This is a genomic window from Pleomorphochaeta naphthae (genome assembly GCF_055396005.1).
Genome location: NZ_AP042457.1, coordinates 3,291,937 through 3,306,996, shown reverse-complemented (window position 1 = coordinate 3,306,996; position 15,060 = coordinate 3,291,937). Strand labels below are relative to the sequence as shown.

General features: G+C 30.1%; 13 protein-coding genes and 1 riboswitch. Of the genes, 8 read left to right on the top strand and 5 right to left on the bottom strand.

The features are described from left to right. Window positions 1-46 precede the first annotated feature (46 nt). The 6 genes from ACZ5SO_RS14990 to thiD all read left to right on the top strand — a co-directional run bounded on the left by ACZ5SO_RS14990 (window position 47) and on the right by thiD (window position 5,510). Entirely contained in the window at window positions 47-1,267 is a 1,221-nt protein-coding gene (locus ACZ5SO_RS14990) for a class I SAM-dependent rRNA methyltransferase (RefSeq protein WP_464625718.1), read from the top strand. A 116-nt stretch (window positions 1,268-1,383) separates the two neighbouring features. Continuing rightward, window positions 1,384-1,489, top strand: a riboswitch (TPP riboswitch). Window positions 1,490-1,527: 38 nt separating this feature from the next. After that, window positions 1,528-2,685, top strand: a complete 1,158-nt coding sequence (gene cytX / locus ACZ5SO_RS14985; protein WP_464625716.1) for a putative hydroxymethylpyrimidine transporter CytX — start codon at window positions 1,528-1,530, stop codon at window positions 2,683-2,685. Continuing rightward, window positions 2,678-3,487, top strand: a complete 810-nt coding sequence (gene thiM / locus ACZ5SO_RS14980; protein WP_464625714.1) for a hydroxyethylthiazole kinase — start codon at window positions 2,678-2,680, stop codon at window positions 3,485-3,487. The genes cytX and thiM overlap by 8 nt, the downstream gene beginning before the upstream one ends. Beyond that, entirely contained in the window at window positions 3,474-4,109 is a 636-nt protein-coding gene (gene thiE / locus ACZ5SO_RS14975) for a thiamine phosphate synthase (protein WP_464625712.1), read from the top strand. The genes thiM and thiE overlap by 14 nt, the downstream gene beginning before the upstream one ends. Continuing rightward, on the top strand, window positions 4,106-4,762 hold the full coding sequence (locus ACZ5SO_RS14970) for an HAD family hydrolase (protein ID WP_464625710.1): 657 nt from the start codon (window positions 4,106-4,108) through the stop codon (window positions 4,760-4,762). Before thiE ends, ACZ5SO_RS14970 begins: the two co-directional genes overlap by 4 nt. After that, complete coding sequence (gene thiD / locus ACZ5SO_RS14965; protein WP_464625709.1) at window positions 4,731-5,510, top strand: bifunctional hydroxymethylpyrimidine kinase/phosphomethylpyrimidine kinase; 780 nt, start codon at window positions 4,731-4,733, stop codon at window positions 5,508-5,510. The genes ACZ5SO_RS14970 and thiD overlap by 32 nt, the downstream gene beginning before the upstream one ends. Window positions 5,511-5,572: 62 nt before the next feature. Here thiD and ACZ5SO_RS14960 read toward each other — a convergent pair whose 3' ends face one another. The 3 genes from ACZ5SO_RS14960 to ACZ5SO_RS14950 all read right to left on the bottom strand — a co-directional run bounded on the left by ACZ5SO_RS14960 (window position 5,573) and on the right by ACZ5SO_RS14950 (window position 9,448). After that, a complete protein-coding gene (locus ACZ5SO_RS14960) occupies window positions 5,573-6,601 on the bottom strand; it encodes an aldose 1-epimerase family protein (RefSeq protein WP_464625707.1) in 1,029 nt (342 codons plus the stop codon). Between the two features lie 130 nt (window positions 6,602-6,731). After that, entirely contained in the window at window positions 6,732-8,330 is a 1,599-nt protein-coding gene (locus ACZ5SO_RS14955; RefSeq protein ID WP_464625705.1) for a xylulokinase, read from the bottom strand. A gap of 41 nt (window positions 8,331-8,371) precedes the next feature. Then, the gene (locus ACZ5SO_RS14950) at window positions 8,372-9,448 is read right to left on the bottom strand and encodes an alcohol dehydrogenase catalytic domain-containing protein (protein ID WP_464625703.1); all 1,077 of its coding nucleotides are present in this window, start codon (window positions 9,446-9,448) and stop codon (window positions 8,372-8,374) included. Window positions 9,449-9,650: 202 nt separating this feature from the next. On the opposite strand from ACZ5SO_RS14950, the gene ACZ5SO_RS14945 reads away from it, so the two are divergent. Further along, on the top strand, window positions 9,651-10,634 hold the full coding sequence (locus tag ACZ5SO_RS14945; protein ID WP_464625701.1) for a LacI family DNA-binding transcriptional regulator: 984 nt from the start codon (window positions 9,651-9,653) through the stop codon (window positions 10,632-10,634). A gap of 88 nt (window positions 10,635-10,722) precedes the next feature. On the opposite strand, the gene xylA is transcribed toward ACZ5SO_RS14945, so the two are convergent. Beyond that, window positions 10,723-12,048: a xylose isomerase gene (gene xylA / locus ACZ5SO_RS14940; protein WP_464625699.1), complete on the bottom strand. Its 1,326-nt coding sequence runs from the start codon at window positions 12,046-12,048 to the stop codon at window positions 10,723-10,725. A 257-nt stretch (window positions 12,049-12,305) separates the two neighbouring features. On the opposite strand from xylA, the gene ACZ5SO_RS14935 reads away from it, so the two are divergent. Further along, window positions 12,306-13,460 (top strand): IS110 family RNA-guided transposase, encoded by a 1,155-nt coding sequence (locus tag ACZ5SO_RS14935; RefSeq protein WP_464624806.1) that lies wholly within the window; start codon window positions 12,306-12,308, stop codon window positions 13,458-13,460. 43 nt (window positions 13,461-13,503) lie between these two features. Here the strand turns inward: ACZ5SO_RS14935 and xylB are convergent, their stop codons facing one another. Continuing rightward, window positions 13,504-14,982 (bottom strand): xylulokinase, encoded by a 1,479-nt coding sequence (gene xylB / locus ACZ5SO_RS14930; protein ID WP_464625698.1) that lies wholly within the window; start codon window positions 14,980-14,982, stop codon window positions 13,504-13,506. Window positions 14,983-15,060 lie beyond the last annotated feature (78 nt).

Sequence of the window (15,060 nt, the reverse complement as noted above, 5' to 3'; positions counted from 1 at the left end):
CAACCTTTGTTTTGACAATTAAAAGAAAAAACTCTATTGTTGTATTATGAATATAATAAGTATTAAATCGGGTAAAGAAAAACAAATTAAAAACCATCACCCTTGGGTTTTTTCAGGAGCAATTAATAAGGTTAATTGCACATCTCCTTGTGTTTGCAAGGTAGTAGATTCAAATAATAATTTTATTGCACTAGGGTATTATGATAAATTGTCACATATTCCAATTCATCTTTTAAGTTGGAAAGAAAATGATATTATAGATGATAAATGGTGGGAAACAAAAGTTAAAGAATCAATTTTAAGGAGAAAGAGAATTTTATTAGAAGCTAATAAAACAAATGCTTTCCGTCTAATTTTCTCAGAAGCTGATTTTATTCCTGGCATTGTTGCAGACTACTATAATGGGTTCATACGTGTTATTGCTAGTTCAAGAGTTGCTTTTGAAATTAAAGATATAGTAGTTAAAACTTTATATAATATATTAAAACCTAACTTGATTATTTTAAGCACAGATCCAAACTTTTGTGGACTTGAAGGCTTAAAAGAAATAACTCTTTACTACAATGAAACTGGATATTTCAAACCAGAAACTAAATTTGACCCTATACAATTTAAAGAGGAAAATATTTTATATGAGATAATTCCTGGAACTGGTCAAAAAAGTGGTTTTTTCTGTGATCAAAAAGATAACAGAGTAAAAATAGAAAAGTATTGTAAGGATAAAGTTATCTTAGATGCTTTCTCTTACACAGGGGGTTTTACTCTTCATGCTCTAAAAGCTGGAGCTACGAAAATTCATGCACTTGATGCTTCTAACACTGCTCTAAAATCTCTTTTAAAAAATATCCATATCAATATTAATAATAAAATACTTGAAGAAGATGCAAGAGAAAAAGTTACTACAAAAGTTTGCAATATCTTTGAAGAAATGAGAAATATTGAAGATAATTATTATGATATGATGATATTAGATCCACCTAAACTTGCTAAGAAAAAAAGCCAAGTCGAGGGAGCTTCAAGAGCTTATAAAGACTTAAATAGAATGGCTATGAAAAAAATTAAAAATGGTGGAATTATTGCAACTTTCTCTTGTTCTGGTGGGATTAGCTTAGAAAAATTTAAAACTATTTTATCTTGGGCAGCTATTGATAATAATATGGAAATCCAAGTTTTAGAAACCTTAACAGCTTCTAGTGATCACCCAACTAGATTAGCTTTCCCAGAAAGTGAATATCTCTGCGGATATATCTTAAAAGTAATTAAATAATTGTCTATATTATTTAATAAAAAGCTTTGTTTCATCTAGTGTGAAATAAGGCTTTTTTCTTTTTTGAAATAACTCTTGTCCCTATCCTTTTTAAGTGCTAAGATAAAATAAATTTAAAGAAGAACCAGGGGAGCTTGTAGGCAAGCTGAGAGGAAGTAATTAACTTCGACCCTTTAACCTGATCTGGATAATACCAGCGGAGGGAGTTTCAAAAGAACATCTTTCTATATTATCAGTGTATTGGTTCGAAGGATGTTTAGTTGCTATATCTCAATTCAATTCTCCTTTGGTTTGGTGCCGCAATTTCTATAGCTGAAATTTTTACAGGTACTCTATTTGCTCCACTAGGTTTAAAACTCGGTATTACGATAATTATCATAGGACACCTAATCGGCTGTTTCCTTATGTATCTTGTTGGTCTAATTTCATCTAAATTAAAGCTATCTGCTATGGAAAGTACTTCTATATCTTTTGGAAAAAAAGGAAGTTACTTTTTTGCTACTTTAAATGGATTACAACTTATAGGTTGGACAGCTGTAATGATATATTCAGCTGCTAATGCTGTTCAGATTCTAACTCCAAATATCAAATCCGTTTATTGGTCAATTCTCATTGCTATTTTAATTTGTATTTGGTTGTTAATAAAATTTAGAGAGTTAAAAATTCTACCAATTATTGTAATGACTCTCTTATTTATTCTATCAATTTTAGCTAGCAAAAAAATATTTTCTCCAACTAATTATACAGCTATGCCATCTACTTTAAATATTTTTACAGCACTAGAATTATCTATTGCTATGCCTTTATCATGGCTTCCTTTAATAGGTGACTACACAAAAGAGGAAGGAGATCATAAAAATATACCACTAGTTAGTTCTGTTGTTTATTTTTTAGCAAGTTCTTGGATGTACATAGTTGGCTTAGCCTGTGCTCTATTTTTTAGAGAAAGTGATTTTACTTTAATACTATTGAAATCAAATATGGGAACTATTGGCTTATTAATAATAATATTATCTACAGTTACAACTACATTTTTAGATGCATTTTCCTGCGGGGTAAGTTTTTCTATTTTTAAAGTTAATGAAAAGATAGTTTCTATTCTATGTGTTGCTATAGGTTTACTAATTTCTATCTTTTGGAATCAAGGAAGTTTAGAAAGTTTTCTGTACTTAATAAGTTCTGTATTTGTTCCTATGGTAGCTATAGAAATCACTGATTTCTTTTTCATAAATAAAGATATTAGCAGTTCAAATTTAAATCTTCCAAATTTTATTATTTTTATAATTGGCTTTATTCTTTATAGACTTTTATTAAACTATAATTTCCCTCTTGGAATCTCAATACCTGTTTTAATAACTACTTCTCTTTTAGTAATAATATATAATTTTTTAATCAAAAAAGGAAAAAATAATGATTAATAACAATGTTAAAAACACTCATCCCTTAATTCACTGTATCACTAACTATGTAACTGTTAATGATGTCGCAAATATTTTACTTTCTAGTGGAGCCTCCCCTGCTATGGCAGATTGTATAGAGGAAGTAAGAGATTTAGCTTCTATTGCTTCTGCTCTATATCTGAATATTGGCACTCCTAATAAAAGGACTCTAGAGAGTATGATAGTAGCTGCAAAAACTGCTAATGAAAAAAATATTCCAGTTGTACTAGATCCAGTAGCAGTTGGTGTATCTGCTTTTAGAAAGTTATGTGTTTCAAGAATTCTTAATGAAACTAAAGTTGATGTTATTAGAGGTAATATTAGTGAAATTAAAGCAATTGCTTTAAACCAAAAATCAACTAGTGGTGTTGATGCACAAATTGAGGACCAAATTTCTAGTGAAAATATAACAGATATCATTTCTCTTGCTAAAAATTTAAGCAAACAAACAAACGCAATTATTGCAATCAGTGGGAAACAAGACATTATTTGTGATGCTAGTAAATATATAATTTTAAATAACGGGAATAGTATGATGGCAAATATTACAGGTGCCGGGTGTATGTTAACTGCTTTAATTACAGCCCATGTTGCTTCATCTGATGATAAATTCAGTGCAACTGTTACTGCTATGGCCCAAATGGGTATTGCTGGTGAAATAGCAAGAGAATTGTTAAAAGAAAATGAAGGTAATAGCACATACAGAAATCATCTAATTGATACTATTAGCTTTTTAGACACTGAAACAATAAAAGATAGAGTAAAATATGGAATTTTATAGTGACCAGTTAAAATTATATGCTATAACAGATAGAAGCTGGCTAAAAGCAAATCAAAGTATTTATGATATTGTTGAGATGGCTTTAGATGGTGGGGCAACTATGATTCAAGTTAGAGAAAAAAATCTTGATGAAAGCTCTTTTATTAAAGAAGTTAAAGATATTATACCTCTCTGCCATAGATATGGAGTACCTGTTATTGTAAACGATAAAATATCGGTTGCACTAAAAAGTAATGCCGATGGCATTCATCTTGGTCAAGATGATTTGTCTTCAGCCATTAATTCAATTCCATCTTCTATGATTTTAGGAATCTCTGCTCAAACTATAGATCAAGCTTTAAATGCTGAAAAATTAGGAGCATCTTATCTAGGTGTTGGAGCAATATTTAAAACTAATACTAAAAGCGATGCTCATACATTAAATATTAAAATTCTCAAAGACATTGCTGAAAGTGTTAAAATTCCAACTGTTGCTATTGGCGGTATAACAAAAGATAATATTTCTCTTTTAGAAAATACCTCTATAAAAGGAATTTCTTTAATAAGTGCTATCTTTGCACAAAATAATATAACAAAGGCCACTTCTAATATGTTAGAATTAATAAGAGGAACTAAGTTTTGAACAAAAAAACTATCATTTTTGATGCAGATGGTACACTTCTTAACTCTCTTTGGGTTTGGGACAACCTTGTGCTATCATTTTTAAAAGAAAGAAATCTAGCTATCCAAAGTAATTTACATAAAACACTTTGGTCTATGAGTTATGAGGATGGAATACATTACATTAAGTATAAATATAATTTAAAAGAAAGTTTTGAGGAAATAAGAGAGATTTTACAATCAAGATTAAAAATTTCTTATGAGAATTTCGTCACTCCTTTTGAGAATGTAGATTCACTCTTATGTAATTTAAAATCTAAAAATTATTATATTTTAGTAGCTAGTGCTAGTGACAAAGAGTTATTAAAACTTTGTTTTAAAAATAATAAAATCTTACAGTATTTTGATTCTGTAATTACTGAAAGAGATTATAACAAGTCTAAAGCAAATAAAGCTTTTTTCACAAGGTTAATTGAAGATTATAAGTTAAATCCTTCTAATACTATTTTAATTGATGATGCTCTTCATTCCTTAAAAAGTGCTAAAAAATCTAATATTAAAACTATAGGTATTGTAAATGGAAAGAATAAAGAGTTGTTTATTAAATATTGCGATCTCGCAGTGGATTCTATTGGAGAGTTAAATGAAGAAAGTATTAACAATTGCTGGAAGTGATTGCAGTGGAGGAGCTGGAATTCAAGCTGATATAAAAACGATGATGGCTCATAATGTATATGCTATGAGCGTTATCACTGCAATTACGGCTCAAAATACTATCGGTGTACAAAATGTATTAAATATAGATAAAAAAATGGTAGCAGATCAATTAGATTCAATTTTCACAGACATTACTCCAGATGCAATAAAAATTGGAATGGTATCTAATAGGGAAAATATCTCAACTATTGCTGAGAAATTACAATTTTACAAGGCAAAAAATATTGTTTTAGATCCTGTTATGATTGCAACTAGTAAAGGTAAATTAATTGATGAAAATGCAGTTTCCTCTTTAATTAATGAATTAATCCCCATAGCTACTCTTGTAACTCCTAATTTATTTGAAGCTGAAATTTTATCTGGCTATAAAATATTTAACAAAAAAGATATGGAAAAAGTTGGATTTTATCTTTATGAAAAATATAAAGTTGGATTTTTAATTAAAGGTGGTCATTTAGTAGAAAGTGCTGACGATTTCTTAATTAGTGATGAGGGACCTAGATGGTATGAAAATCCTCTAATCGATAATAAAAACACCCATGGTACTGGCTGTACCCTCTCTTCAGCAATAGCCTCTAATCTTGCTAAAGGAGAAGTCTTACCTCAAGCTGTTTTTAATGCAAAAAAATATTTAACGAAAGCTATAAATTACAAACTTAACCTTGGAAAAGGAAGAGGTCCTTTATATCATAATGTATGTTTATAAAATTAATATCTCCATAAGATAATTTACTATCTTTGGAGATATTTTTTAATTTAAAGACTTATTTATGAATTAAATATTCTATCAAAATCTTTATATTCTTTTATAATTTCAACTTCAATATGATATTTAACCTTCTTACCAGCTTCTAAATATTTTAACAACCCTTTCTCTTTCAAATCGGGTAAACCATCGATTAAATTACTAGTAGGTTCAAGCCCTAAAACATAATCTTTTTTCTTCATAAGCTTCCATTCAACTAAATGCTCGAGTGTTGAACAATCAATCTTTATTGCCACTCCCATATTAAGTTTTGGGTTATAAACGCCAGTTATAGCTTCACCTTTTTTATTTCTCTTAAGACTGTGATAATAACAAGCTTCTTCATATTCACAACTAGCTTCTTCTATTACATTATATAAATCTAATAAATCTTCAGCCCTTTTTGTTCTAGGAGTTATTTTCTCGCTTTCAATATACATTTTACTATCTTTAGAAAGGAGAGGATATCCAAAATTCATATGGTACAAGATATTATGTATAGCTTTTGAATAGCCTTCATTTGTAACTATGTCATCAATAATTATTTTATTTTCTTTATAATAACACTTAATTTTTCTATCGAGACGTAATTTATCTTCAAAGATTCCTGAATCATATAAAGTTGAATTTAATTCAACAAAAGGACCTTTTTCATCATCTTCAATTTTATAATAATAATGTTCACTAGGAGTATTAGAAATATTGCCATGAAGACCATAATTTTTACCTTCAAATGAACTTGGAATTCCAATAGATTTAAGTCCACATGTTGTCAAAAAGCCGACTGTAAAGTTTTTTAAAAATCCTAAGCCTTTATCATCAAAAAAAGAAGGAGCAGCATCCCCACATTGAGATCTATATCCACAGTTTATTCCATTATATTTTAAAACTGGGATATCAAAACCTCTGTCTACATTCACTTCGAAATATAGACCTGAGCCATTATCTACTTCAATTAATCTAACACCTTTAGATCTTCCTTCTACTAAATTAACTTCTCTAACCTTAAATAATTGGTCAATATTTCCAACATATTGCATTTCATCAAACATAAAATAATCCTTTTGTTTACACTTTTTATAACTACTAAGAGCAGCTACTCCTCTCCTTTTTATTTTATGTTTGCTAAGGAGAGAAAAATTTCCTTAGCAAAACAATAACGAATATAATTTTAATCTTAGCTTATGCTAAAATATCAACAGCAGCTCTCTCAATAGGTAATCCTTTAATAAATCTTTTAAAGAATTCATTAAAGCCATCAACGTCTTCTTTTTCAGGTTTTATGATATCAATTTTAGAATTATTAAAGACTTTTTTATCTAAAAAAACAGGGAGTTCTAAATTTTCACTATTTGCAACATATGAGGCTAATATAGCAATACCCCAAGCTCCACCTTCACCTGCAGTAGAGAGAATTGCACAAGGACAATTAAATGCACTTGCCATTATTTTTTGTCCAACTTTAGCTGTTTTAAAAAAGCCGCCATGTCCGTTAATATAATCTAATTTAACTTTTTCATCTTCAAATAAAATATTTAATCCAACTTTCATCGAACAAAGAGAAGAATAAAGTTGACATCTCATAAAGTTTGCTAAATTAAAATTAGAATTTGCAGTTTTTACAAATAATGGAGCACCTTTAGAAAAACCAGTAACATGTTCGCCTGAAACGTAGTTATATGATAATAACCCACCACATTCTTTATCACCTTCAAGAGCTAAATTTAAAAGATCATCATATAACTTACTTGTAGCAATAGATCCTCCTGTTGCTTCAATCACTTGCTTAAATAATTTAACCCAAGAGTCATATTCACTAGTACAATTATTAGTATGTGCCATAGCAACTAATTTGCCATCTGGAGTAGTAACCAAATCTAATTCTTCATAAACTTTAGATAATTCTTTTTCTAGAACTACCATTGAAAAAACTGATGTTCCAGCAGAAACATTTCCTGTTCTAGGGAGCACACTATTTGTTGCAACCATTCCAGTTTCAGCATCACCTTCTGGAGGACACATTAGTGATCCACTTAATAAATCACCATCTTTATCTAATAAAGCAGCTCCTTCATCAGTTAATCTTCCAGCTTCTTCTCCGGCTAATAAAACTTTTGGGAAGACATCTCTAAGGTTCCAAGAGTACTTATCTTTAAGAAATTCATTATCGAATTTATCTATCATTTCTTGATTATAATCACTTGTTTTAATGTCAATTGGGAACATTCCAGAAGCATCACCAATTCCAATAACTTTTTCACCACTTAAAAGTCTATGAACATAACCTGCTAAAGTTGATACAAAATCTAATTTTTCTAAATATTTTTCATCTTTGTCTATAGAATATAGTAAATGAGAAATAGTCCATCTTTGAGGAATAGGGAAATTAAATAAGTTGATTAACTTTGTACATTGTTCTTTTGTTATATTATTTCTCCAAGTTCTAAAAGGAGTTAATAGATTTTGATCTTTATCTACAGCAATAAAACCATGCATCATAGCACTAATTCCTATAGATTTAATCTTTTTAATTGTTGTTCCATATTTTTCTAAAACATCTTTTTTCAATGCACTATAACAAGAGGCTAAACCTAAACTAACCTCTTCTAAAGAATATGTCCAAATTCCATCTATTAATGAATTTTCCCAATCGAAATTTCCACTAGCAATCGGATGGTGTTTATCATCAATTAAAATAGCTTTAATTCTTGTTGAACCTAGTTCAATCCCTAAAACAGCATTACCTTCATCTATAACTTGTTTTATTCTTTTATTATCCATGATTACTCCTTTATTTTAGCTTAGATATTTATATATTTTTTTTATTTGAAAGAAAACACAACCTTGTAATCACCATATTTTCCAGTTGCATATTCAAAAGCCTTTTCCCATTCTTCAAGTTTAAAGACAGAACTAACAACACCATCAGTTTTTAAAGTCCCATCATCGATTTTTTCAATTACATAATCAAAACAATATGGACTTAAGTGAGAACCTAATACATCTAGTTCTTTCCTATCTCCAATAATCGACCAATCAAGAGTTGTTTCTTTTCCAAAAACTGAAAATTCAACAAACCTTCCTAATTTCCTAATCATCTGCATTCCTTGGACTACTGAAGCAGGGTTCCCAGTTGCCTCTATGTAAATATCACAACCATAGCCATCTGTTAATTTTAAAATTTCATTAACAACATTTACTTTAGAAGGATTTAAAACAATATCTGCTCCCATATCTTTAGCAAGAGATAATCTATCTTCTTTAAGGTCTAAGACTACCAAAGTTTTAGGATTTTTTTGTTTAGCATAAGTTATCATACCCAAGCCTAACGTACCAGCTCCTGATATTACAACAAAATCCTCACATTGAATCTGTGCTCTATCTACACAATGTTTTGAACATGAATAAGGTTCTACTAAAATAGCCTTTTCCATCTCTAGTGTTTTAGGAATTTTATGAATTATTGAGCCTTTTGGTAATCTTACATATTCTGCCATTCCGCCATTTTCACTATTAAAAAAACCAAAAATATGATGTTTCTGACACATCCAATAATGGCCTGTCTTACAAAATCTACACTCTCCACAAGGTATAATTTGATCTGGTGCGACTCTATCTCCAATTTGGAAATCTTTTATATTTTTACCGATTTCTACTATTGTGCCAATAAATTCATGGCCTGGAATAAAAGGCGGTTCAACCCATGAAGGTTGCGTTTCATCACCCCAAAACATAGCAGCCCCATGTTTGCATTTTAAATCACCTGCACAAATTCCACAGGCCTCTGTTATAATTATGACATCATCATCCCCACATGTAGGAGTTGGATAATCATTTACTAACTTATATTCAGTTTTACTATAAGCAACTAGAGCTTTCATAAGTTTTGGTATACTCATCAGTTTCTCCTTATCAAACTAATTATCCCTTAATGTATTAATTTTAATGCTACTTTGTTTTGCTAGGTGGACATAATTAACGATATAATGAGATTAATTATATGTCAAGAAATTTTTTACGCAAAATTTACGTAAATTTTTCCTTGATTTAATTTGTAATCCATTGATATAATTTAAACAGAGTAAATTATGAGGTTAAAAAATGAAAAAAAAGAAAAAAGTTCGCTTACAAGATATCGCTGACAAAACAGGATACTCTATTGCAACAATTTCTCATTTTATTAATAAAACTAGAAAAATTGAAGAATCTACTCAAAAGATTATTATTGATGCCATTAATGAATTAGGCTATAAAATGCCATCAAATAGAAGTTACACAAAAGGTGCTCTAACTATTGGAGTTATAATTTCAGATATTAGAGTAGACTTTTTCACTGATCTAATTAGAGAGATAGAAGACTTCGCTTATGATAATGATATTAATATAATCTTTATGGATAGTGAAGAAAATTCAGAGAAAGAACTTCAGTGTATTGAATATATGATTAGTAATGGAGTAGCTGGAATTATCTTAGCCCCAAATAATACTAAAGCTGATTATTCAAAATATTCCACCTTCCCTATAGTTCAAGTAGACAGGAGACTAGACTCAGACATATTTGATTTTGTCGGTATTGATAATTTAACTACTTGCTACATAATGACTAGAAAATTATTTGAAGCAAATTACAAAAATGTCGGTTTTATAACTTTCAACGAGGACAATTATTGTGCTCGAGAGAGAAATAGAGGCTATAAACTCGCTTGTATTGATTTTAATAAATATAATCCCTCTCATATTCTAACAATACCTTTTGATGCAGGTATTAATGGTAAAGACATTAAAACTTTTCTTGTAGAAAATAGTAATTTAGAGGCTATTGTTTGCACTTCCACTAATATTACTAATGAAGTAATTGATGCTATTTATAAGCTACAGGATAAAATAAATATCAAAAAAATAAGTACTTTTGATAATAATAAATGGCTTGATTTATTAAAAATTCCTGTTGATTCTATTGTTCAACCTATAAATGCAATTGCCACTACCTCTGTTAATTTACTTTTAAATAAGATTCAAAATAAAGAATATTCAAAAGAAACAAAAAAAATTTTCTTAAACTGTGAAACGATTGAAAGAAGTTGAGTAAAAATATCCTCCAAAGTAGTTTTTAAATCTAATTTTTCTACTTGGAGGATTTTATATATAAAATTTATATGTTTTACTTTTCTACTTAAAACATATATGAATTAAACAAGTTCTTTAAATATTCTTGTTTACCTGATGTCTTTTTACATTTTGCACTTTCACCAAGTTTAGCTAATGAAGTTAAATCTAACTTACCATCTTCAAAGTCTTTACCTTTTCCACTATCAAAAGATGAATATCTTTCTTTAACAAAATTATCAATTTTTCCATCTTTTATAATTTTATCAGCTATTTCTAAACCCAATGCAAAACTATCCATACCACCAATGTGAGCTATAAATAAATCTTCTAAATCAGTACTATTTCTTCTAATCTTAGCATCAAAGTTTAATCCACCTGAATGTAGTCCACCATTTTTAAGAATTACCATCATAGCTCTAGTTGTTTCATAAACATCAGTTGGGAATTCATCTGTATCCCATCCATTTTGGGCATCACCTTGGTTAGCATCTACACTACCTAACATATTATTATCAGCACAAACTTGTAAGTCATGGGCAAAAGTATGTCCTGCTAAAGTTGCATGGTTTGCTTCAATATTACATTTAAAATCATTTTCTAGTCCAAATTCTTTGATAAAGGCTATAGCTGATTGTGCATCATAATCATACTGATGTTTTGTTGGTTCCATTGGTTTTGGTTCAATTAAGAATGTACCTTTAAACCCTTGTGCTCTAGCATAATCTCTAACTAAATTATAGAACTTACCTAAATGCTCTCTTTCTCTCTTCATATCAGTATTTAGAAGATACATGTAACCTTCTCTACCACCCCAAAATACGTAATTTTCACCACCTAATTTAACATTTACATCAACACATGTTTTAATTTGTAAAGCAGCTCTTGTTAAAATATCAAAATCTGGGTTTGTGATTGCACCATTCATATATCTTGGATTTGAAAAAACATTTGCAGTATTCCATAACAATTTAACACCTGTAGCTTTTTGTCTTTCTAAAAGAAGATCTGCTATTTCTAAATAGTTTTTAACATACTCTGTTGAATTGTTTCCTTCTGGTGCAACATCTGCATCATGAAAACAATAATAAGGTGTTCCTATTTTTGTGAAGAATTCAAAAGCTGCATCTGCTTTATTTTTAGCATTTTGCATCGGATCTTTATCAGTAAATGGGAAATCAATAGTTGCTTGACCAAATGGATCTGTTCCATTAGCACAGAAACTATGCCAATATGCTGTAGCAAATCTTAGATGCTCTTTCATTGTCTTTCCATTAATTTTCTTTTCTGCATCATAATATTTAAAGGCTAAAGGATTATCACTTCCTTTCCCTTCAAATTTAATTTTACCAATGTTTTTAAAATATTCTTTGTTTCCTACAAAATAATCCATTCTCTTTATCTCCTAATAATAACTGGTCTATAATACCAGTATAATTTCTATTGTTTATTACCATCTATAAATAAATAGATGATATGTTTTTATAAGTGATATAATTGTGGACAGAGGGCCTCTTTTTATCTAAACTTTTAAGTTTTTATAGGAGTCTGTCCTCGGTCCCAGTTTTCCCTATCGGTTGATTAAATCCTTGAGTTTCATTCATGCGGGAGATTGGAAAATGGAACCTATTTTTAACCTTGGAGGTTAGTATGAGTATCGTTGGTATCGACATTTCAAGTACTTCGGCTACATTTTGTATTCTTGGCAATACTGGTGTTATCGCACAAGATGAGTTTCCACTAAATAAAACTGGTTTTAACAAATTATTATCTACTCCCGGAATTAACAAAGATACTACATTTGTCATGGAATCCACTGGGAAATATCACTTAACTTGCTATCATTATCTACTAAATCACAACATGATAGCTTATGTTGTAAATCCGTTGCTTATTAAGCAATACAAGGATACAATTACATTAAGGAAAACTAAGACTGATAAGTCTGATGCTCTCCTTATTGCAGGGTATGCAAATAACCCTAGTATTCAACTTGAAGGGAGAAAAACAGAATTGGAATCTGAAAGTAAACTTCTCTCTAGAGATAGGATTGCTAATAGCGATCAACTTGCAAAAGCTAAGACTAGATTGAAGGGAGATATAGCTGTAGCCTTCCCTGAATTGCATAATGTTAACGTTTTTACTGATTCTTGGCTCAATTTGTTGTCTGTGTATGGTTCTGCTAAACAAGTAGCTTCTGCCTCTACTGTACAACTTGCTAAAGCTATTAGGGGGACTAGAGCAAAAAGTACAGAGCGAGATAAAAAACTTGCTAAACAAGCCAAAGAATTGGCTAAAGACTCTGTAGGTGTAGATCTTCATGCAGCTATTACCAAGCATCAAGCTAAAACTGTTCTTTATCTTAAAAAGGAAGACAAAGAACTTACAAAAGCTCTCATAGATATGGAAAAAGAAATTCATCCACAAGAGATAGAGATTATTACTTCTTTCCCTGGTATTAGTGATACAACTGCTGCACATTTTATGGCAGAAATTCAAGATATTCACCGATTTAGTCGCTACCAAAAATTGATAGCTTTCATAGGAACTGATCCAACAATCTATCAATCTGGAAATGAAGATAGACATGGTAAAATTTCCAAACGAGGGAATAGAGTCTTGAGAAAATATTGCTACCTTATGGCTACCAATAGTCTTAGAAGTAATCCTGTTCTGGCTGAATATTATTCCAGGAAAAGAGAACAAGGATTCCCTCATAGAAAGGCTATGATTGCTACGACAAATAAACTTATTAGGGCTATTTACGCCCTTTTGATTAGAGGCGAAAAAGCTAGTATTCAATAATTTAAAATCTTTTTCCTTAATCATAATTGTTTATAGTTGACTCCTATTTAAATAATTTACTTAATGCTAAATCATATTTTTTGTATTTTTCATACCCAGTCTCATATAGTTTGTAGTTAGCTTCATTCGGAGTAAAAATTCTATCTTCATTAAATTGAGTATGCTTATCTGTTATTTCCTTAACGCTTTTTTTCTCTAAAGTTGCTAAACTTTGTAAAGCTCCACCAAAAGCTGCTGTTTCACTAATTTTAGGTGTCATTACTTTAAGTTTGAACATATCACTAACAATCTGTGCCCAGACTTTAGACTTTGAACCTCCACCAATTAAAATTATTTTATTTGGTTTAAAACCTTGTTCTTTAAAAGCTTCTAATCCAACTTGCATTGAATAAATTGCACTCTCTAATGAAGCTCTAGCAATATTGCTTCTATTTGTATTTGTTGCATTCATTCCAGCGATTACAGCTTCTGCTTTTGGATAGTTAGGAGTTCTCTCTCCATTAAAATAAGGAAGAAAAATTATGCCATTAGCTCCTGGTTGGCTTTGGCTAGCTATCTCATCTAATTCTTTAACACCTAGCTCTAAGAGTTCTCTAAGTTGCTCTGTAGCTACTGTACAGTTCATAGTACAAAGTAATGGTAAATATCCTCCACTACTTGAAATAAAGGCGGCTAGTCGATTTTTTGAATCAGCTATTAATTTCTCACTGTATCCAAAAAGTGTTCCACTAGTTCCAAGGCTCATTACTAAGTCTCCATCGCTAGTACAACCTGCACCTATGGCCCCCATCATATTATCTCCACCACCTGGAGATACAATTGCAGATGGATTTATCTTAAGTTCTTTTGCTACATCTTCTCTAATTGTGCCAATTACATCTGTACATTTTACTAGTCTTGGAAGGGTTTCTTTTAAGTCTCTTTCATCATCAATAGCATTTAAAACTTCATCAGACCAACGTCTATTTTTAACATCGAAGAAAGCTGTACCACTAGTATCACCTTCTTCCATTACATATTCACCTGTCAAATAATAGTTAATATAATCATGCGGGAGTAAAATATGTGCTAATTTATCATATGCTTCTCTTTGATTTTCTTTTAGATATAAAACTTTACTTGCTGTATAACCAGCTAAGATTTGATTACTTATCAAAGAAAAAACTTTATCTTCTCCACCTAATTTTTCTGTTAATTGATCACAATATTTAGCTGTTGATGTATCGCACCATAATTTGACATTATAGAGAGGTTTTCCATCTTTATCTAAAGGTACAAATCCATGTTGTTGACCTGATACCCCAATTGCTTCTATCTTTTCTTTAATCTCAGTTGGAATTTGATTAAAACAATCTTTAATGGCATCAATATACCAAGTTGCTTTTTGCTCCCTTGTTCCATCTTCTTTTGAAATAAGTTGATGAGATGATGTAGTAACAATTAATACGTCTTTTGTATTTGAATCATAGCACAAAACCTTCGTACTTTGCGTTCCACAATCAATTCCTGCTGTTATTGCCATACCTATCTCCTGTTTGTTTTTTATATTATTAATCTAAACATGGAAATATAAATAAAAACATGGACAAAATTTATTTTA

Bases quoted from the DNA above. Each gene is read 5' to 3' on its own strand.
- ACZ5SO_RS14990 (WP_464625718.1), top strand. From the start codon at position 47: ATGAATATAATAAGTATTAAATCGGGTAAAGAAAAACAAATTAAAAAC.
- thiM (WP_464625714.1), top strand. From the start codon at position 2,678: ATGATTAATAACAATGTTAAAAACACTCATCCCTTAATTCACTGTATC.
- thiE (WP_464625712.1), top strand. From the start codon at position 3,474: ATGGAATTTTATAGTGACCAGTTAAAATTATATGCTATAACAGATAGA.
- thiD (WP_464625709.1), top strand. From the start codon at position 4,731: ATGAAGAAAGTATTAACAATTGCTGGAAGTGATTGCAGTGGAGGAGCT.
- ACZ5SO_RS14960 (WP_464625707.1), bottom strand. From the start codon at position 6,601: ATGTTTGATGAAATGCAATATGTTGGAAATATTGACCAATTATTTAAG.
- ACZ5SO_RS14955 (WP_464625705.1), bottom strand. From the start codon at position 8,330: ATGGATAATAAAAGAATAAAACAAGTTATAGATGAAGGTAATGCTGTT.
- ACZ5SO_RS14950 (WP_464625703.1), bottom strand. From the start codon at position 9,448: ATGAGTATACCAAAACTTATGAAAGCTCTAGTTGCTTATAGTAAAACT.
- ACZ5SO_RS14945 (WP_464625701.1), top strand. From the start codon at position 9,651: ATGAAAAAAAAGAAAAAAGTTCGCTTACAAGATATCGCTGACAAAACA.
- xylA (WP_464625699.1), bottom strand. From the start codon at position 12,048: ATGGATTATTTTGTAGGAAACAAAGAATATTTTAAAAACATTGGTAAA.
- ACZ5SO_RS14935 (WP_464624806.1), top strand. From the start codon at position 12,306: ATGAGTATCGTTGGTATCGACATTTCAAGTACTTCGGCTACATTTTGT.
- xylB (WP_464625698.1), bottom strand. From the start codon at position 14,982: ATGGCAATAACAGCAGGAATTGATTGTGGAACGCAAAGTACGAAGGTT.